The sequence below is a fragment of the Nitrospirota bacterium genome, assembly GCA_035516965.1.
Lineage (GTDB): Bacteria > Nitrospirota > UBA9217 > UBA9217 > UBA9217 > MHEA01.
This window is the reverse complement of the sequence record DATIZR010000093.1, coordinates 65,387-86,088: the sequence shown is the minus strand read 5'-3', so window position 1 is coordinate 86,088 and position 20,702 is coordinate 65,387. Positions and strand designations below refer to the sequence as shown.

Here is a 20,702-nt window from a genome sequence, read left to right as displayed (position 1 = left end):
CGTGTATCCGCGGTTCTCAAGCGTTACCGTTGAGAATATGCACCACGTCATGGTTCGTACGACTTGTACCCCGACCCGTCATTCTGTGCCCGACCCGGAAACCGGCGGCTTATCGCATCCTTCGCTCCTCATGCTTCCTGCTTTTTCGCATGTCCATCACGTTCCACGAAGGCCCTCAGCTTTTCCTCGAGATAGTGCGGGTTGACGCCCGCCTGGATCCCGATCACCCCGTCCAGGATCATCTCGCGGAGCGCAAGCTCCCGGTTTGCACGGTTCATGAGCTTGCGGGCGATGGGCAGGAGAACAAGGTTTGCCGAGGCGACGCCGTAGATCGTGGCGACGAAGGCCACGGCGATGCCGGCGCCGAGCTTCGCAGGATCGGAAAGGTTCTCCATGACGCGGATCAGCCCCAGGACCGCGCCGATGATGCCGATGGTGGGGGCGAAGCCGCCGGCCGTTTCGAACACCTTGGCAATGCGCCGTTCCCGGTCCTCGTAGGTCGCGTTGTCCCGCTCCATGGTATCCGTCAGGAGTTTCGGGAGCATGCCGTCGATCGCCAGCTTGAGCGCTTTCCGGAGGCAGGCGTTGGCATGCCGGGGAACCTCGGGCTCCAGCGCTACGAAGCCGTTCCGGCGGGCGATATGGGAGAACCGGATGATGTCGTGGATCAGGGCCTCGGCCTCCGACCCGTCCTCGCGGAACACGGTCCGGAGAGCGGCCACGGCACTATAGACATCCCGCGCAGGGAAGCTCAGGAGCGTGGCACCCAGCGTGCCGCCGAAGACCACGAGCGCGGCGGTGGGCTGGAGGATCGAGTCGACCCTGCCGCCCTCCAGGAGGTTTCCTCCGAACAGCGCGGTCAGGCCGACCAACAGTCCTATGATGCTTGCCCGGTCCATGACACCCCTACTCCCGCCGGCGCTGGCGGCTGAGGATCTCCCGCTGGCGCTTGAGCGTATACTGGATGATCACTTCCCGCACCTCATCGGTCAGGTCGATGAAATGGAGCGAAATGTCGAAACCGGCCGCCGCGTGTTCGTCGATCCTGACCACCCGGCCGATCACGAGCACCCCGACGGGCGGATAGGACGGCAGCAGTATTTTTACCTCGAGATCGTCGCCGATCGACGGCCTGCTGTCCAGCCTGAAGCGGAGACCGGACGCGCTGAGGTTGACCGGCACGCCCCGGGCGCGGATGAGCCCTTCGCTCTCCAGATGCAGATGCCTGATGACCACGTCGAGCTTCGCGTTGATGTCCAGCAGCATTTTCCAGAGCCGGGGGCTGGCGCTGTCGTCGGGGAGCTCCAGGTCGGCCGCATCCATTCCGTATCCTGAGAAGATGCAGGACTCGCGGTACGGCTCGCCCTCCGGGATCTTCCGCCACGTGAACGGGAACACATCATCGACGCGGAAATAACCTCGCTCGCCGGTCCACATGCGCCGGAGGCGCAGCGCCGAGCCTTCGCCGCCGATGACCTCGCCGTAATACTCGATGTCCGTGTCGGGTCCCGTGATGAGCAGATACTGGCCGGGGGGGATGTCGGCGGAAATGCTGTATTCCGGTTCGAGCACTATCGCGTTGTCGTCGATGGCGACAACCGTCGCATGGTGCAGCGTCGACTCCGCAATGAGGCGGAAGACGACCCGCACGCCGGCCTCAATGGGCATGGCTCGGATCTCCTTCCCCCAGCGTCTGCAGGAATACGCGGACGACCTCACCGTCGAACTGGCTGTTGGAGCAGCGCCTGAGCTCCTCGACGGCGAAGGCCCTGCTTTTTGCCGCGCGGTAGGGCCTCGACGACGTCATGGCATCGTAGGCGTCGGCGACGGCCAGGATGCGCGCCGCGATCGGGATCCGCTCCCCGGCAAGACCATCGGGGTATCCGGACCCGTCGAAGTTCTCATGGTGGTGCATGATGAGCTCCCGCTCCTTCGGAAAGAACCGCAGGGGTTCGATGATGTTCGCGCCGATCACCGGGTGGAGGTTGATCTCCGTCTTCTCCTCGTCCGTGAGCTTCTCCGGCTTGAGGAGGATCGTGTCCCGAACACCGATCTTGCCGATGTCGTGCAAGTACCCCCCGAACCGCAGCGCGTCTTTCTCCTCGGCGCCGAGTTCCATCGCTTCGGCGACCTGGAGCGAGTAGTTCGTCACGCGCTCCGAATGCTGCTTGGTGTAGGAGTCCCGCGCTTCGATGCTGATGACGAGCGCCTTGAGCGTACTGATCAGATTATTGTAGAACACCTCGTACAGGGCATTGTTCTCTATGCGTTGGGCCGCTTTCTTCGCGAAGGTCAGGGCGAGGGAGACCTCGTCCTCGGTGAAGGCGCTGCCGTCGGCCTTGTTCATGAGGCTGACGATGCCGAAGACCTCGCCATTGATGGTGAAGGGGATCGCGAAGAGCGGGGATTCGAGCAGGTTCCCCGTGTGCGGGTTCCGGTCGCCCATGCCGAACAGGCAGTGCTCACGGGTCCGAACGACACGCTCAAAGATGCCGCCAGCCACCGGGAAATCCCGCTCCGGAACGCCGGCGGCGCACCGGACCCTGAACACCCCGTCCTCGACGATGCCGAAGGCGACCTCCTTGACGCGCAGCAGCCGCGACGCCATCTCGACGATCTTTTCGTAGACCTCCCTGTTGTCGTAGATCGCGTCGAGTTCGGAGCTGATGGACTGGAGGATGGTTATTTCCTGAAGTTTCTTGAAAAGCTCGGCGTTCAGCCTGCCGATGCAGGTCTCATATCCGCCGTCCGGCGCGAGCTTTGCCAGGAGGCGCCGCTCCCCGATCAGCCGCTCGGCGACGGACGTGACGGACGCCATGGTGAACGGCTTGCTCAGGAAGTCCTTTGCGCCCTCACGCATGGCGTTGACCGCGTTGTCCATGGTCGAATGGCCGGTGATGACGACGACGGGCAGGGCCGGGCGCAGCTTCACGGCCTCACGCATGAAGTCAATGCCGGTGATGCCCGGCATGGTGAGATCGGTGAACACTACATCATAATCATGATCCTTGACCTTCTGTATGCCTTCCGTCCCGTTCGGGGCGCTTTCGGTCACATAGGACCCCGCCTGCTCGAAGATGTCTGACAGGACGTCCCGGACGAGGGGATCATCATCCACTATTAATATTCTGCCCTTTTCCATTTCCCCTGACCAGCCTTTCCTTCAGCACCTCGGCTTCGCCGGCGAGCAGCACGTTCATGGTCCTGAGCCTCTCGATCCGTTCGAGCCAGGCCGTGGTCACCTCGGGATTTCCGCTCGCGGCGACCGTCTTGATGATCTCCATATCACGGTAGGTGTCGCGCAGGCTCCGCTTCAGGTCCCGGTTGTCTGCGATGAGCAGGGCCCGCTGGTACGCGCGCTCGGCAATGATGGAGATCTCCTGGGTCCGGAAGGGCTTGGTGAGGTAATCATAGGCCCCTTCCTTGATTGCCTCGAGCGTGGTATCGAGGGTGCCGTAGGCCGTCAGGATGACTACGGCGATATCGGCATTGCTCCGGGAGGCATATTTCAGGACTTCGATGCCGCCGGCCCCGGGCATCATCAGGTCGGTAATGACCAGGTGGAACTCCTCAAGCCGGAGCCGGTCGATGGCCTCCAGGCCGTCCTTGACGGGAGCGACCGAGTAGCCCTCCCGGGAGAGGAGCATGCTCACGACGTCGAGGGCGATGTCGTCATCATCGGCAACGAGTATGCGAAACGCTTTTTTATCCAAGTCTCATGGTCCGCCGTTATTATTTCGTCTTCCGGATCTGGTCCAGCACCTCGTTCCGGGCCTGGTCGAGGATCTGCCGCTTCTTCCCTTCGGCTGATATGTTCACGACATCCTTCGGTTCGCCGGGCTCTTTGTCGAGGATCGTTGACGGTTTGAGCTTGGAGACCCTGTTGTAGAGGTGCATCACCTCGGTTAACTGAAACGGAAAGACGGTCATCTGCGCCTCCGCCGGCACCGCGGCCGGCCATGCCTTTGGTCCTCATATCGGACGATTCGCGGAAAACTTTAGGCGTTTTTCCCGGGAGTCGGAAGCAGGACAGCCGCGATCCACGCGCTTTTCGTTAAAGTTTTCCCTCCCGCGGCCGATAAGAGGGACGAATGCAGAAAGCGAAGGCAAAAGAAAATACGGGCGGAAAGGAGACGAAAGAACACAGGCCCCTCAGATGCCTTTAGCACGTTAGCCGCAACGAACGCGGCAGCTTTAAACACCCTGGCAAGAATTGCCGGGGAAATAATCCCAGAAAAGGAGAAACACTATCATGGCTATCAATGACATCACCTTAACCTCAGGAATGCGCAGCAACCTCGTCAGCCTTCAGAGCACCGTCGATCTTCTCAACAGGACACAGGAACGTTTGTCCTCGGGCAAGAAGGTCAACAGCGCGCTGGATAACCCCGTTTCATTCTTTGCAGCACAGGCCCTGAACGGCCGCGCAGCGGACCTGTCCGCTCTGAAGGACGGCATGGGCCAGGGTATCCAGGCGATCCAGGTCGCAAACAACGGTATCACGACGATCAGCACGCTTATCGATGCTGCCAAAGGTCTTGCCCAGCAAGCACTTTCCACGACGGATACTACGGCACTGTCGGTCATCGGGATGCAGTATTCGACCCTCATGGCCCAGCTGGATACGGTTGTCACCGACGCCAATTATCAGGGCGTAAACCTGCTGAATGGTTCGAGCGATCTCGTCGTGAACTTTAACGAGGACAATACCTCATCGCTCACCGTTAAATCCATTGCATCAAAATCGGCTGACCTCGGGATCGACACCGGTACGGTGGGCATAACCAGCTCTTCGAGTGTTTCGGACATCAATACTACCATAACCGCGCTCAATACGGCGAAGACCACGCTGAGAACGACCTCTGGTGCACTTTCGGCCGGTCTCAGCATCATTCAGGCACGCCAGGACTTCACGACCCAAATGGTGAATACCCTCACCGCGGGCTCTGACAGCTTGACGCTCGCTGACATGAACGAAGAAGGTGCGAACATGCTGATGCTGCAGACCAGGCAGTCTCTGGGCACAACGGCACTGAGCCTCTCTTCGCAGGCAGCGCAATCAGTACTGAGGCTGTTTGCCTAGTTTACGGATCTGGGACCGAGACGGGAGGTGATTCGCCTCCCGTCTTCTTCTAAACTCCGGAGGCGCAATTATGGATATCAATGGCATTAACATGCTGGCAAGCCAGGCGGATGGTTCTCAACTGTCTGCGAGAAAGGGCAATTCACCTGTTTCAACACAGACCAGATCATCGGAGACCTTCAATTCATCAGCAACAGGCAGCTCCGGTATCCGTGAGCCGCAGGTAATGACCAGTTTGACGAATACCAACTACATTAAAGATCAGCTGAAAACGATCATGTTCAGTTTTCCACCGTTCTTCCCTCTGGGAAGTCCTCAGAGACTCGATCTGATCAAGGGGATCAAGGGAGTTCAGGAAGAGATAGGGAAGTCTTCCCTCCCACCTGAATTAAAAGAAAAACTGACGGCGAACAAACTGACGGATAAGTCCACGGACAGGGAAGTTTCGGCCGCCCTCGCGGACCTCAAGCAATATAAGGAAACGATCAGTCCGAAGCGAGCGCAGACAGCGGACCACGTGCAGCATGGAACTATCGTGAATGTAAAAATATAAAGCTGATATATTTTCGGTTTGACGGATTCGGAAGGCTATGGCCCTGAAAATCAATTTAAAACCCCATGAACGTCTGATCATCGGCGGAGCGGTCGTCCAGAACGGCGGAAGCCGGTGCGACCTGATGGTCGAGAACAATGTTCCGATACTGAGGGACAAGGACATTCTCCGCGAACAGGACGCGGACACGCCCTGCAAGCGCATCTACTTCACCGTCCAGCTCATGTATGTGGACGAGAAAAACCTTGTTGTGCACCACAACAGCTACTGGAAGCTCGTGCGGGATGTTGTGACCGCGGCGCCCAGCACGCTGGGCATGATAGACCAGATCAGCGCAAACATCCTGAGCAGCCGTTACTACCAGGCGCTGAAGCTGACGCAGAAACTGATAGAATATGAACAGGAGGTCTTGAACAATGCTCGCAAATCAACTGGAAGCATACCGGACGGTCCAAAAGACAACTCAGTCAGGTCGTGAGCTGGAGGCGTCGGTATTGACGAAAGCCGCCCTCATGCTGCAGAATGTGCAGAATAACTGGGATGCAACCGACCGGGATGCACGTCTCGACGAGGCGCTCCGGTATAACCAGCGAATCTGGAGCATATTCCAGAGCGAGCTTGCCGGTTCGGACAACGCGATGCCCAGAAAGATCCGGGAGGACATCCTGTCGCTCAGTCTCTTCATCGACAAACGCATTCTCGAGGTCATGGCGCAGCCCGTTCCGGAAAAGCTTGCGGCCATTATCAACATCAACATCAATATTGCGGCTGGTCTCAGAGGCTCACCCGCTGCTATCTGAAGTACCCTGTCACATGCTGCCTTGAAGAAGCCCCTCTCTCTTGCAGGGGCTTTCATGTTGTTGAAGCATGCCATGAGCCCGGCAGAATAAATTCCTCGACGATTTGTTCGTTCCAGTTCAGATCAAGTTCGTTGATCAGTTGATGCAGGACGCCGAAGTCTCCTGAGGCAAGCTCATGCGGCCATACTTCTCTCCACCATACGCCGGATCCTTTCAACCTATCCAGTCTATCGAGGTACTCATCGATCCAGGAGCGCCAGAACAACGGATCAGTCGAATGACGGACCATAAAATGAGTGTTCAAGCATGACCTGATAATATCCTCATTCTTTCTTCTCACGATTATCCAACGCGCGGAGGGAAAAGCCGCTCTCAATATAGGCCATATAAGGGACAACTTGGGATCTTTAAATAGCCACGGCCTGTCTTCAGTGTAGCCCTCAGCTTGAATAACCTGCTTTACGATATTGCCCAGATCCGGGATATCCGGCAGTTGATCAATTTCCGGGAGGGCCTTGACCCCTAAGGGGTCGCAGTTAAGAGAAGAAAGAATTTTTTTATTCATCGTTTCTCTTAGAACAATATGCTCGTAGAACCCCTTCGGATTTTCCGGTGATCCCAGCACGGTTTTCCCTGCCCATGCACCGCATTCATGCAATAAGCCTGCAACCATTGAGGTCCCCGAACGCGGCACTCCAAGGATAAAGATAGGCCTGTCAAAGAGGCTCTGCTCAGTCGCGGACAGTGAATCTATTTCTCTAACTTCGACCGCTGTTTTTACCGATATCCTGTTCTGCATGATCTCAGAAAGTCGCAGGTTGAGATTGCTGATCGCTGTTTTCGAATGCATCGTTTCGACTGATGATGTTGCGGACAGATAGGACCTCTTGACCGGTGGTAAAAAACAGTCATTGTTCCCTGAGGCCAGCGCCCGGGGAGTCATTGTTCTCAGTGATTCGGCGACCGGCTCGAAGACCTCTCCCCACATTCCGTGCGCCTGTTGACGGAACAGCCTGACCGAAGAATACCACGGGCTGTCTTCAAAGTCCTTCATCCATCTCCAGTCGCAGCCCCTGGGCAATAATACCCATGCCGGAATACCAAGCGCTCCGGCCATGTGCACGGTGGCGTTATCCACGGAGATCACAAGGTCCAGGGCCGCAATCTGTGCCGCGAAGCCGTCGAGGTCCTTGAGCGGGTCTGCGTCGTCCCAATCGTGGATCGTGACGCCAAGGTCCTTTTTAGCGGTCAGAAGCTCTTGAGCGCAGTCCCCGTATTGTAAGTTCACGAACTGTAAACCCGGCACCGTGAAAAGACGGGACCACTGCGCAAGCGTTGTCGAGCGCAGATTGCGGACGCTGGCATCCTTGCCTCCCCTCCAGGATATTCCAATCTTCAACCCCGTTCCGAGCCTGTTGAAACGGCTGCTCCAGAGTGCGACCTTTTCGGCATCGGGAACCAGAAATGAGCGTTGCTGCGGAAAGCTTATAAGATCAGGGCGCAGATGCATCGGAAGGCTGCCCATGGGGATGGCCAGATCAATGGCAGGAAGTCTATCCACCAGGGTCTCTCTAGCCGCGGGAATGACCGCTACTCCGGGAAATGATCTGGCAAAGAGCGGCACCAGCCGCGGGTCGCAATCTGCTATGCAGTGTTTCGGCTCACGCCGCATGATATCGGGAAAAAGGGATGCGAACATGATCTGATCGCCTATGCCCTGCTCGGCAAAGATAAATAATGTCTTGTCCTTCAGGGGGCTTCCAGCCCAGCGCGGATAGGGGAACACCCTCAGGCTAGAGTCAGTTTTCAAAGCACGGCATTCGTACCTTTGCCAACCCGGTGCGAGTTCACCATGATGCAGGAGGGCAAGCGCGAGATTCCATTGAACATCAGGAGAGTCCGGTTTTAGTGCGATCGCTCTTTTAGCATTTTCGATAGCTTCTGCAATTCTTCCATCCTCCCGGTATGTTATGCCCAGATTATTATAGGCCGCAAAGCCGGGGGTGATCTCCAGGGAGCGTCGCGCGGAAGCAAGGGCGTCTTCCGTACGTCCCTGTTTTCGTAAGGCAACCGAGAGATCGTTGTGGGCATCAGCAAAATCCGGCCGAAGTGCTATTGCAGATCTGAAGGATGCCTCGGCTGTGTCATACCGATCGAGCTCCAGATACGCATTGCCCCGATAATAGTGCGCGTTCGCATTGCCCGGATCGTATTTCAAGGCACGGTCATAGTGCATTGCGGCATCCTTATACCTTTCCATCTCCTGGAAGAGAATGCCGAGATTATAGTGAGCATTGTGATGATCGGGCCGGATCGCGACGGCGCGCGAATAGCTTGATATCGCTTCCTCTATCCTGTCCTGCGTCTGCAATGCGATGCCGAGGTTATAATGTGCTTCTGCCATTTGAGGATTCGTCCGCAAAGCCTTTGTGTAATGGGTAACCGCCTTTTCCACATCATTGTTTGCGTAAAGCTCGTTTGCCAGGTTATAGTGCGCTTCGGCGAGATCAGGCTGAAGCGAGAGAGCCTTGCGGAACGAGGCCATGGCTTCATCCTGCTTGCCTCGTTGTTTGAGCACATTCCCGAGGTTCACATGGAATAACGCGGCCTTGTTGTCAACAGCGATCGCTCTTTTGATCAGGGTCTCAGCTTCAGCAAGGTTGCCGATCTGGTGGCAGATCACGCCGAGGAGATGAAGTGCGTCGGCGTCGTTCGGTCTTTTCTCAAGGATGGACCGGTAGAGCCTTTCTGCATCACCCAGCCTACCTGTCTGGTGATGGTCAATGGCTTCCCGGAGCATGCCTGCCAAAGAGTGAGCCGGGCCTGGGACTGCCGCGGATGGTGACGTTTCCGTCGGTTCGCAGCATTTTTTGAATTTTTTACCACTGCCGCATGGGCAAGGGTCGTTTCTTCCTGTTCTCATATCAGCTATCCTCTCTTGAGGCCAACATCATCAGGCGGTCATTTTGATATGCGTCTTCTCAACGTTTGATTCTAAAGCTGGCCGACGATCTTGATAAGAAGCAGCCACAGACTTGGTCAACTGTTCAATGGTTGTACCGCCGCTTGCTGCACGGTGAAGCAAGTCCCTTAGGCGTAAAAATGCGTCTGTCCAGTTATGAAGTTTCGTCTGGCTGAATAGGCGCACACTGGGATACCACGGCGTATCCTCGACGTCCTGCAGCCATCGCCAGTTGTTTCCTTTAGGGATCACTGCCCAGGTAGGAACGCCCAGAGCTCCCGCCATATGCAAGGTCGAGTTATCCACGGTAATGACCAGATCAAGGGCCGAGATCTGGGCAGCGAAATTATCGAGATCCTTAAGGGGATCAGCATCTTTCCAATCGTAAATAGTTGTCCCCAGGAGTTCTTTTGCTTCTTCGATCTCCAGCCTGCAGTCACCATATTGAAGGTTAATGAAGTGAGCGCCAGGTACTCTAAAAAGTTCTGTCCATTGGTCAAGCTTTGTTGAACGCAAGTGTCGCACGCTGGCCTCACTGCCACCTCTCCACGATATGCCGACCTTCAGGCCGTCCCCGAGGGCCCGAAAGCGGTTCTGCCAGTCAGAGATCTTATCAGGGTCTGCAACCAGATATGATCTCCGTCGAGGAAAACCTCTCAGGTCCTGACGCAGATGCATCGGCAGGCTGCCGATTGGTGCCGACACGTCGATAGTATGCAGAAGCTCCGGAAGTGCCCCTTTGACCATAGGGATCACCCGTGCTTCAGGAAAAGAGCGCGAAAAAAGGGGAACAAGACGGTCATTGCATTCAACAATGCACCGTTTAGTCCGAGGTATGACGTCGATCAACACTGAAGCGAACATGATCTCATCACCAACTCCCTGCTCGGCATAAACGAACAAGGTTTTGTCGTTCAATGAAGATCCGTCCCACCGTGGATAGGGGAATGACTTCCTGGCAGAAGCATCCCTCTTGAGGTCCCTCAGTTCATATTTTTTCCAGCCAGTGTCGAGGTCACCCAGTTGCAGCAAGGGCAGGGCCAGATTCCAATGCGCGTCCTTGTAGTCGGGCTTGATCGAAATAGCCTTGTTGAGAGCGTCAATGGATGCCTCAAGCTGTCCCTTGTTTGACAGGAGAACTCCCAGATTGTTATACGCCTCAACATTCCCCGGGTCTCTGTTCAATGCCCGTGTTACATAGTGCAGGGCTTCCTCTGTTTGCCCCATGCTCCTGAGAGCAAGGCTTAAATTATTGCACGCATAGGAATGATCGGGCTGAATGTTGATGACATTCCTGTAATGCTGTACCGCCTCATCATATTCCCCCCGTGCGCAGAGTTCATTGGCCAGATTATAGATGGCTTCAGTCATGTTTGGTTGAAGCAACAGCGCTTTCCGATAGCAGTCAAGAGATTCATGTTTCCGGTCCGTCTTCTTGAGGACCTTTCCAAGGTTAACATGGAATGCCGCAACGGAGCTGTCCAAAGATATGGCGGCTCTTATCATCTGTTCAGCTTCGGCGTTGTTTCCTTTTTGGTGGGCAATCATCCCCAGAAGATGCAGGGCATCAGCATTTCGGGGGACCTTTTCGAGAATACCACGGTAAATTGCCTCTGCTTCAGAGAGTCTGCCTGCATTATGAGAATCAACTGCCCTCTGAAGGAGGCTTGACACGGAAGGTTGTTGCCGAATTTCTGCAGCATCCTTGACACGGTCGTAGCCTTCGCAGCACTTCTTGTATTTTTTTCCGCTGCCGCAGGGGCAAGGATCATTTCTACCGGGCTTCACGAATATCGTATCCCCTCTTAAATTTCTCAAGCCCTATAAAGTTCCGTTCAGCGAGTTGACACATGCGATCACGGGTATCATTGGTGGTCCTGAACTGATCAGGCCGTTTGAGCGCGTCCTCGGTTCTCGTAACCAGTATTTCCGCAAGTGCAGGGTCGGCCCAGGATAATGGCGGATCGATTCCGACCACCTGGGCAAGCGCCGCATTCTTCGGAGTATTGCTCCCGAGCAGGATACAGGGCGTACCCAGCATTGATGCCGCGATCGTGTGATGAAAGCGTCCTGAGACCAGGACAGATGCCTGTGCAATGGTATCAAGCCAGGCATCAAGAGATTCAGCTCGAACGCGGGACCATGCATCCGGACATGCCTCGGTAAGCCCCTGAACAAAAAGCTTATCATCCCGTGCCGGACGCAAATTTGCACCGATCAGGACTTTAATGACATGCCCCTTGCCATGCATTATCCGGAGAAATTTGGCAAAGGATGGCAGGCAGTCGTTCAGTATTACCGAGCCGGCAATCACGATCGAGCCGTCCGACTGAACACCAGAGCGGTCATATGTTTTCTTAATATAGAGAGGAAGGCAGTCAAAGCTCAATTCCGCAGAAACTCCGTTACGCGTCAATAATTCATGGCTGAGCGGCTCTCGGATAGCCGCAAAATCAATTGCATTGTATACCTTTTTGTAAAGCTTCCAGGCTGCCGGGTCAACGACCTCAAGGGAATCGTCGGGATAGCACGAATGGTTTATTATCTGAACCTGTTTTTTGAGGTGCATCTTTGAGGCATAGATGAGATACAAAAGCTTTAGCGTATATGAATTAATACCATGCAGCGACCCTTCTCCATTGACCACGACAATGTCCGCATCCCGGAGTTCCCGCATCATCCAGCTGTTCGCCTTGGAAAAAGCACGAAAGAATTCGGGGTCATCAAAGTCGCGTATGTTCTGTGGTGTGTGCGTGCACTGGTCTATTCCCGTTATCGGTATTTTGTTGACCACGTAGCCCCGTTCTGCGATCGCCCTGAGTATCCCTCTGCTGGTTCCGGTACATCCCCAATGGTACCAGTACGTTGTGTCGTTCAAAAGTCCAACCCTGCCGCAGCTTCTATTCTGGTAACCGCTCCTGTTTCTGAAGGAGCGTTCCACGGTCATTACCACCTTTCTATTCGCATGAGCTTGAGTAAGACCGGCAGTAACACGGCTGAAAACTGCGCCCCAGTCTCCGGCAACGGGCTGTCGCAAGAGCCGCATGGAATGATACCAGGGGGTATCCTCAACGTCTCTCATCCATCTCCAATCAGAACCAAAGGTGAGGAGTGTCCAGACAGGAACACCCAGAGCGCCGGCCAGGTGCACCGTCGAGTTGTCCACAGAAATGACCAGATCGAGCGCAGATATTTTAGCCGCAAAATCATCAAGGTTGGTAAGCGGATCTGAATCATCCCAGTCATGGATCGTTACGCCCAACTTTGTGTGAATGTCCTGGATCTCATTTTTACAGTCGCCATACTGCAGATTGATAAAACAGGCATCCCTCATCAACAATAAATCCTTCCACTGATCGAGGCTGGTCGAGCGTGTGCGGCGTACGACGGCTATTTTCCCGCCTCGCCACGAGATGCCGATCTTTAGCCCTGAACCCAGGGAATTGAACCGATCTTTCCAATGTGCTACTGCCGCAGGATCAGCTGTCAGATAATGGTGTTGGTGAGGGAAACTCTTCAACGAAGACCGGTAAAAACGGGGAAGACTTCCCATGGCCACCTTACAGTTTGGTAACGGCAATTCCTTTGGGTAGTGGTCAGCGCCTTTCCCTCGCTGGATCGTATATATTCTGGGAAATGCCCGCTTGAAAAGTGGTGCCAGGCGGGCATCGCATTCCACAATACACCTCCCTGCTTCGTTGATCACATCCGGCAGGCAAGAGGCAAACATTATCTCATCGCCTACGCCCTGCTCGGTATAGACAAGAAGTGTTTTTCCCTGAAGGGAGGAGCCGTCCCAGTCAGGATAGGTGAATGAGGTTGTCTGAGCATCCTTTATCGACAACCGATATTCATATTTCTGCCACCCTCTGTCAAGATCGCCTTTTGCCACAAGGGCCGGTCCCATATTCCAGTGAGCCTCCGGAAAGTCGGGCCGTATTGTGAGCGCTCTCTCGCAACTTTCAACGGCCTCGTCGAGCTGTCCCCTGTCAAAAAGCACATTGCTGATATTGCAATAGTATGCCACCGCCTGGGGTTGGACCTCCAGTGCCCGGCGATAGCAGTCCAGCGCTTCGTCCAGTTTCCCAAGCAGGCGCAAGGTATTCCCGAGTCCGTTATATGCCAAGGCAGTGTCCGGCTTCAAGGATAGGGCAGATCGGTAATAGGTCTCCGCCTTTTCGTACTCCTCGTACTTGTGGAGCATGTCGGCCAGACCGCACATTGCATCTGCATGGTCCGGTTTCAGGGCCAGAACAGAAAGATAACTGTCCCGGGCATTGGCATGCTGAGACAGCTTTCTCTGAAGATTTGCAAGGTTATATATGGCCTCAACGTGGTCCGGCTTCAGATTTATCACGACACCGTAGCGTTCTGCCGCCTCTTCAGATCGTCCGATAACTCTGAGCGCATTGGCGAGATTATAATTAATCTCTAGGCTGTCGGGTTTAAGCTTGACTGCCCGCTGCAGGCACTCAAGAGCCTCCTCACGCTGTTCTAGTGCCATAAGAGCATTGCCCAGCGTATTAAGGACAGAAAACTGGTCCGGGCGAAAAGCAAGCGCTTCACGGCAATGAACAACCGACTCCTCATGCCTGCCGAGGCTGTGAAGGGCTATGGCAAGGTTCGCATGATATTCCGGTGTGGTGCGATGCCGCTCAAGTGCTTTCGAAATAAGCTCAACAGCACGGACATTGTCGGCACGCTGCAGTGCGATCATACCGAGGAGGTAGAGAGCATCCGACTGGCCAGGGTCCTGAGACAGTACGGTGCGATAGGATCGCTCAGCCTGCACAAAATCACCGCTGCGGTGCAGTGAAAGGCCCTTGGAAAGCAATTTTTTAATGGTCTGTGACATAGTGTGTGAACAATCAACCTTGCCAGAACTTCTTCCTCCAAGGTCAGTTCATAGAACGTCTCCGGCATTCCTCCAGCACGGTATTCAGTTTTGCCGTTCCTAAGCCGGCAGCAGCGGTGTTCTCCAGCATCACGATGGCGCGGTCGGTCCTCCCTGCTTCCGTAAGCTTCTGTACATGATGCAGCAGATAAAGCTCATGAAGAAAGCCCTGGGTTCGTAATTGGTCAAAGGAACGCCGTGCAGAATCGGCCTGCCCTGCTATGAGCGAGGCTATTGCAAGCATTCCTATTGCGGGAGGATGATCCGGTGTGGATTTGAGAAGATCCTCAAGAAGCGGAACGGCGTTTTGCGGGTCTCCCCGCCAAAGCTCCGCCAGCGAATAGTTCATGATAGCACCCGGGGCATCCGGCGCAAGCGCTATCGCCTTTTTGGATATGGAAAACGCATCATCGTATCGCCCTCGTTGAACGAAAGCATACCCCAGATTGATGTGTGCTCGCAGGAAAAGCTCAGGGGGAACGTCCCGCATGCCCAGAAATTGTTCCCACAGCTCAATGGCGTCATCAAACCGGTCAAGCTCGCCCGCCTGAACTGCGAGTTCGTAGAGGGCTTGAGGATCACTCGTTTCTTTGAGCTTTTCCCTCCCCAGAAGGAAATAATCCTCTCCTTTTTTCATCACCGTTTCTTCCTTGAGCTTTCCATAATGATGGACGGGAATATCGCAGGGCTTCGAAGTGATCCCGATCTTTGCAAGAGACGATTCGACGAGCTCATGAACGCGATTCTCGAAACGGATACGCGGATCGTTCGTAAAAAGCCTGGTCTTGGTGCTCGGTTTCCAGCCGCTGCCCGTTTCCTCGGCCGGATATTCCCCTTTGTTCATTGTCCAGCCCGTGATATTCATCGCCGAAATATAATTACGGGTCGTCACAGCATAGGCAGCTGGAGCTTTTTTCGTTGAGCTGATGAGTTTTCTGATCGCATCATGGTCTTTGGGCGATATCACCTCATCGGCATCGAGAACAAAAATCCAGCCTCCTGATGCCTTGTCGAGGGACACATTTCGCGCCTCGGAAAAATCACCGGTCCAGGGAACGTCAAAGACCTTTGCGCCAAAGGACCGGGCAAGGCCCTTCGTTCTGTCTGTTGACCCGGTATCGACGACAATGATCTCATCCGCCAGGGACTCAATGCTCATAAGGCATTTCAGCAGATGAGCTTCTTCATTCTTGACGATCATGCATACCGTAAGAGTATCGGAACCTTTTTTTGCACGCAGGGCATCCGGTGACCCGAGTTTTGATATGATGTCAAGAGCTGCGGACAGGATGCCGTCGTCGATGCCGAATGCTATCATTGCGTCATGGGTCAGTGCCAGCGCTTCCCGGTATTTGTCCTGCTTCAGGAGAAGATCGATAAGAAGGAAACAGGTCCTCCGGAGGTCCGGATAGAGCGAACAGGCTTCTCGAAAGTTCCTCTCGGCGTCGTTAAACGCTCCTGATGCCGTTGCAGCAGAATGATAAAGCGTTGACGCATCCGGCGAAACAGGAGCAAGGATGAACCCTCGCTCAAGCAGGTTGAGGCCGGCCTGCTGATCTCCCTGGGACCAGAGCAGGACACCAAGGTTCGTATAAGGTTCTCCGTAGCCGGGATCGGCTGCCATAGCCTGGCGGAAGAACGGTTCTGCCGAAGCCCGCGCTTCGTTTCTAAATGCGATCACACCCTGAAGGTTCAATGCCGATGCATAACCAGGCCGGAGTGCGAGGGCGCGGGCAGCAAGCTCTGCAGCTTCTTCATAGGATGCGAGTCCTTCCCTGCAATATCCCGCCAAGCAGAGCCAGTGCGCGTCGGTGTCATGATGAGGCGCGCGATCGATCACGTCAAGTGCCTGTTCGTACTGCTTTATCTCAAGCAGGATGTTTGTAAGGTGCGAGTAGATCCTTCCGTCGTCGGGCGCGTACTTTAACGCGTCAATGAGGACCGTCAGCGCCGTGTCCGACTGGTCTTTGCGATGGAGTTCATCGGCCTTTCCGAGGGCCTGGATCACAAGGAGATTTTTCCCCGGCGTCGTATCGGCCCTGACCGCGCCCCACTTGGAATTATAGATCTTCCTGTTGCCCGACATGGCCGACCCGTAATGAATATTGTTGCCGACGAAGCTTCTGCTGCCGTGATGGTGGATAAACACATCGCCGGCAATGAAATTCCGGCAGCCGGCCAATGCCGATCTCAGGCAGAAATCGTCGTCCTCGTAATTGCCCGTTCCAAAGCTTTCGTCAAGTGATCCGATTCTTTCCACAAGATCGCGCCTGAAGAGCATGCAGAAACCGACGATCCTTCGCAGCGGGATACGGCGATGCCGGTGTTCATCCCTGAACTTCCTTGCGTACGCCGCGAGTTGGTCCGGAGAGGAATAGTCAACATGCGCGACCATCTGCGGTCCGCTGATGCTGTTCGTCATGGGGCCCACGATGCCGACGTCGGGAGCGTTGTTCAGGCATTCCAGCATGCCGGAAAGCCAGTCTTCGGTAACTACGACATCGTTATTGAGGAGCAGGATGTATTCGCCTGAAGATTCCTTGATGCCTTGGTTACACCCCTTGGAAAAGCCGAGATTGGTCGTATTCTCAATCAGTGCATAATTATCATTTTTTTTAATGAGCTCTTTCAGCCATTTCACCGTTCCGTCTGTTGACCCGTTATCTACAAAAATGATCTCATGGGGTTCGGACGTGTGCTTTCTGATGCTCTCAACACACTCTCTTGTATAGGTAAGCTGATTGAAGGTGAGGATAACGATTGAAATGAAACCCTTCTTGCCGGGAAAGTTAGAAATAGTTCTTTCCGGGGGGGGCGCAGTTTTTGAAACCGCGGAGCTGCAGGTCCTCTGATACACGGGACCTGACTGCGCGCAAAGCTCCTCGTAGAGATCAACAAGTTTTGCCGATGCGCCTGCCTTGATGAGATCGTGCCCGCTGGAGGAATGATGGCGAAGAGAGGTGGAGATGTGGGAACACGCGCTGCGAACAGCCGACTGCATTGCAGGGATCCCGGCAAATACCAGCAGCCTGTTCAATTCTTCTTCCGGATCCGAAAAAAAGGAGTCGTAATGGGTGATCATCCTTTGCGAAGGGCTGGTCAGGTCCATTACCGCGCGGTTATACTGATGCCACAGATTAAGACCGAAGATGAACGAATTGTAGCTGCGCTTGTGGATCGAACGCGCAACCTCAAGCGGGTTTCTTACGCAAATGACAAAGCGTAAATGCTCTTTTCCGATTATGTCCTGCCAAAATTCCGCCGTGAGACTGTTACGCGGATCCTTCCATCCCCAGGGCCCATGCATTTCAAATTGATGAACTGTTTTTTGCGCCTTTTCCCTCAGAGATCCAAGGCCTGGAATATTTCCCCATCCATTTCGCATGTCCGGCGGAAGATCCCACGCTCCTCCCGCTTTCAAAAGGAGCTCGTCATTTATCCTGACGAACTGAATATTTTCCCAGAAGCCATCGGGGTTATCCGACGCCGGTCCAAGAAGTTCATCATCCTTTCCCAGATACAGCCCGGATTGATGAAGCAGTTTTGCCACCATGGAAGTCCCGGAACGGTGCATTCCCGCGATGCAGACAGGCACGTTGATTCGATCGTCTTTTCTGTCATGTATGGTCATAGCTCATGCCTCATGTATTTGAGAATGTTCCGAGGTGTATTCTTTCAAGATCCACATCAATAGCGCTTTCAACTTCGCGTGCAATCTCGGTCAATATATGCGCAGGTCCTTTTCGTCCGGCACGCAGCAATTTTTCTGCAAAAGGCAAAACGCATTCGACAAGCGCAGGACCTGAGATGCCGAGACCGTTGAATACGGCGATCCCTTCATTCTTGTTGCCTGAGACGAGGTGAGCTATTGCCAACATGATGTCAGCAGCCGGGTATCCCGGAGTCTTGCTCAGAACTCCCCCGAGGACCGTTTTCGCACGCTCTATGCTGCCTGAATACAGTTCGCAAAGCGCGTAGTTGCAGAGCACTTCCTTTGAGTCAGGATTTATTTCCAGCGCTTTTTCAGCGACCGCGAGGGCGGTATTGAACTTATCCTGCTGCAGATAGACGGATGCCAGGTTGAGGTATGCGCTTTCCATTCGAGGCTGCAATTTGATGGCCCGTTTCCAGAGATCTACCGCCTCCCCAAAACGTTTTAGCTCTCCGGCCTGGATGGCCAACTCCCTGAGGGCATCCGCATTTTCCCCGGCGGCCTCAAGCTTCCTTTTACCAAGAATATAGTATTCCTCCCATTTGGCGTTGACCTTTTCCTGATCCAGCTTTCCATAATGATGGATCGGGATGCTGCATTTTTGTATGCCAATACCGGCCCTGCCGAGTGACGGTTCCACCAGTTCATGTACAGGATTGACGAACTGTATGCGGCCATCTCGAGGGAATAACCGGACTTTGGAACTCCCAAGCCATCCAGCGCCCGCTTCCTCCCCGCAGGTTCCGTCATTGGCTGTCCAGCCTGTTTTGTGGATCTGCGGAATATAGTTCCTGGTCACAAACGAATAGGATACTGGTCGACCTGTCGTGTCGGTCAATCGCATCAGTTCCGGGTGGTCACGGGGGGATATAACCTCATCACCATCCAGAATCAGGATCCAGTCTCCCGAGGCCCTGGCGATGGAGGCGTTTCTCACTTCGGAAAAATCGCCGGTCCAGGGGACATCGTACAGTTTCGCGCCAAACGCGGTTGCGATGTCGCGGGTTTTGTCACTCGAACCGGTATCAACCACGATCATCTCGTCGACGACAGGTTTGACGCTCATGAGGCACCGGGCAAGATTCTTTTCCTCGTTCTTTACGATCATGCAGAGCGACAGAGAACTGTTCTTATCGTGCGTGCGCACCGAGTCCTGCGGTCCGGTCCTTCTGCGGACCTCGATGGCAGCAGCAAGGATGCCATCATCGATACCATGATCGACCATAGCCTGTTCGATGATCGGCATTGCCTGCTCCCATTTGCTCTGTTGAATGAGGAGGTCAATGAGAAAGAACGCAATTGCCTTGTTGAGGGGAAACAAGGTCAGTGCCTTGCGAAATACCTGCTCCGCGCGGGCGAAGGAGGATAACGCTACTGCCGCAGAATGATAGGAGGACGCGGCGTCCGGCGAGGTGGGGCAAAGAGCCATGCCGCGTTCCAGTAGTTCCATTCCTGCCGGCCTGTCACCTGATGCCCACGCGAGAACACCAAGATTCGTATATGGTTCGCCATAGTCCGGATCGCTTTCCATTGCTTTACGAAAGAAACCGTTTGCCAGATCCTTTTTATTTTCCCTATAGGCCAAGATACCTGCCAGATTCAATGCGACCGAATTACGCGGTTCCTTGGCCAGTACAATATTCAACAGCCGTTCTGCTTCTGAATATTCACCCAATCCCTCCCTACTATAGCCCGACAGCAGGAGGAACCTGGTAGTGTTTCGTTCGGTATCAGGAAGGGCGCTCAGCGCCTCAAGGGATTCTTTACAATGTTTGGCCCGCAGCAAAATCTCTGTCATGACATAAATGATCTCCGTGGTGTGCGGCTCCTTCGACAACCAATCGGCGAGCAGTTTGATCGCCTTGTCTATTTCGCCCGCCTGGCTTAGCGTGTCAGCTTCGTGAATGATCATATCGAGCTGACCCGGGGCGCCGCGATATCCTCTATTGTGCCCTAGAGCGTTTTCATCAAGACCTTTCTTTCCCAAAGAAAATATTCCTTTTCGCGAATCAACCGGCTGAGCTGCAGTCTCCTCGCCGTTCTTCCGGGGGAATGCGTATCCAAAAAGCGAAATTTCACGGGAAAATATTGTTGCAATTGTGTTCCGATCCTGCTCGCCATAGAATGCGGTAACAGGTTTCTTGTCGACCCTGAACTCTGCTTTTGCATTCGGTAACTGAGGCACTTCAGGCAAGTTTAATCGTAGTGCAAGAGCTTCCATTTCCTGTTGAAGATTTTCATACAGTAATACCTTGTCGACAACGATACGGTCATTGATTGTATACAGGTTAAAGCCTCCAGGTCCGCCAACCAGAGCCGCCCGTCCGGAACGAATAAATTGGGATAGAGGGGGGCGCGGCTCTGTCCTATTTTCCCAGTAGTACCACGAAACGACCTTGTCCCATGGGTTACGCTCAACACAAAATTTATAATAGGTTTCCCAAACGGCGGGATCTATTTTTTCTGCAATTTCCCTGGCCGAGATATGGTTATAGAACGGTCCCAGAGATGACGAGTAATTCTGAGGTCCCCTGTAACCGAGACGTGCTCTGATGGTTTCATCAGCTGGTGTAATGGGAGTAATGATGTCAGTGGGACCACAAAACTTTGAGAGGGCGATCTCAATGCTTGTCCCCGCAGTCTTCTTTGTCTTAATAAAGATGAACTTATATTTGTGAGAAAGGATCATACGAGCACG

Annotated in this window: 14 protein-coding genes; 4 read left to right on the top strand and 10 right to left on the bottom strand. The window is 54.3% G+C overall.

Going from position 1 to position 20,702, the window contains the following annotated elements; translation table 11 throughout:
* Positions 1–128: 128 nt before the first annotated feature.
* The 5 genes from VL197_14300 to VL197_14280 are packed head-to-tail and all read right to left on the bottom strand — an operon-like array spanning position 129 to position 3,930.
* Positions 129–899 (bottom strand): flagellar motor protein, encoded by a 771-nt coding sequence (locus VL197_14300; protein ID HUJ19151.1) that lies wholly within the window; start codon positions 897–899, stop codon positions 129–131.
* Between the two features lie 7 nt (positions 900–906).
* Complete coding sequence (locus VL197_14295; GenBank protein ID HUJ19150.1) at positions 907–1,668, bottom strand: PilZ domain-containing protein; 762 nt, start codon at positions 1,666–1,668, stop codon at positions 907–909.
* Complete coding sequence (locus tag VL197_14290; protein ID HUJ19149.1) at positions 1,658–3,118, bottom strand: HD domain-containing phosphohydrolase; 1,461 nt, start codon at positions 3,116–3,118, stop codon at positions 1,658–1,660. The genes VL197_14295 and VL197_14290 overlap by 11 nt, the downstream gene beginning before the upstream one ends.
* On the bottom strand, positions 3,111–3,713 hold the full coding sequence (locus VL197_14285; protein HUJ19148.1) for a response regulator: 603 nt from the start codon (positions 3,711–3,713) through the stop codon (positions 3,111–3,113). Before VL197_14285 ends, VL197_14290 begins: the two co-directional genes overlap by 8 nt.
* A gap of 19 nt (positions 3,714–3,732) precedes the next feature.
* Positions 3,733–3,930: a hypothetical protein gene (locus VL197_14280; GenBank protein ID HUJ19147.1), complete on the bottom strand. Its 198-nt coding sequence runs from the start codon at positions 3,928–3,930 to the stop codon at positions 3,733–3,735.
* 322 nt (positions 3,931–4,252) lie between these two features.
* Here VL197_14280 and VL197_14275 point away from each other — a divergent pair, with 322 nt between their 5' ends.
* The 4 genes from VL197_14275 (at position 4,253) to flaF (ending at position 6,436) form a co-directional block, all read left to right on the top strand.
* The gene (locus VL197_14275) at positions 4,253–5,083 is read left to right on the top strand and encodes a flagellin (GenBank protein HUJ19146.1); all 831 of its coding nucleotides are present in this window, start codon (positions 4,253–4,255) and stop codon (positions 5,081–5,083) included.
* Positions 5,084–5,153: 70 nt separating this feature from the next.
* On the top strand, positions 5,154–5,636 hold the full coding sequence (locus VL197_14270) for a hypothetical protein (protein HUJ19145.1): 483 nt from the start codon (positions 5,154–5,156) through the stop codon (positions 5,634–5,636).
* 37 nt (positions 5,637–5,673) lie between these two features.
* The gene (locus VL197_14265; GenBank protein HUJ19144.1) at positions 5,674–6,114 is read left to right on the top strand and encodes a flagellar biosynthesis repressor FlbT; all 441 of its coding nucleotides are present in this window, start codon (positions 5,674–5,676) and stop codon (positions 6,112–6,114) included.
* Positions 6,053–6,436 carry a flagellar biosynthesis regulator FlaF gene (gene flaF, locus VL197_14260; GenBank protein ID HUJ19143.1) on the top strand — a complete coding sequence of 128 codons (384 nt, stop codon included), beginning with the start codon at positions 6,053–6,055 and terminating at the stop codon, positions 6,434–6,436. The genes VL197_14265 and flaF overlap by 62 nt, the downstream gene beginning before the upstream one ends.
* 52 nt (positions 6,437–6,488) lie before the next feature.
* Here the strand turns inward: flaF and VL197_14255 are convergent, their stop codons facing one another.
* From VL197_14255 to VL197_14235, 5 genes are all read right to left on the bottom strand, one after another.
* Positions 6,489–9,359: a tetratricopeptide repeat protein gene (locus tag VL197_14255; GenBank protein HUJ19142.1), complete on the bottom strand. Its 2,871-nt coding sequence runs from the start codon at positions 9,357–9,359 to the stop codon at positions 6,489–6,491.
* 30 nt (positions 9,360–9,389) lie between these two features.
* Entirely contained in the window at positions 9,390–11,186 is a 1,797-nt protein-coding gene (locus VL197_14250) for a tetratricopeptide repeat protein (GenBank protein ID HUJ19141.1), read from the bottom strand.
* Positions 11,173–14,253, bottom strand: a complete 3,081-nt coding sequence (locus VL197_14245; GenBank protein ID HUJ19140.1) for a tetratricopeptide repeat protein — start codon at positions 14,251–14,253, stop codon at positions 11,173–11,175. The genes VL197_14250 and VL197_14245 overlap by 14 nt, the downstream gene beginning before the upstream one ends.
* A 43-nt stretch (positions 14,254–14,296) precedes the next feature.
* The gene (locus tag VL197_14240) at positions 14,297–17,293 is read right to left on the bottom strand and encodes a glycosyltransferase (GenBank protein ID HUJ19139.1); all 2,997 of its coding nucleotides are present in this window, start codon (positions 17,291–17,293) and stop codon (positions 14,297–14,299) included.
* A 640-nt stretch (positions 17,294–17,933) separates the two neighbouring features.
* The gene (locus tag VL197_14235) at positions 17,934–20,693 is read right to left on the bottom strand and encodes a tetratricopeptide repeat protein (protein HUJ19138.1); all 2,760 of its coding nucleotides are present in this window, start codon (positions 20,691–20,693) and stop codon (positions 17,934–17,936) included.
* Positions 20,694–20,702: the final 9 nt, after the last annotated feature.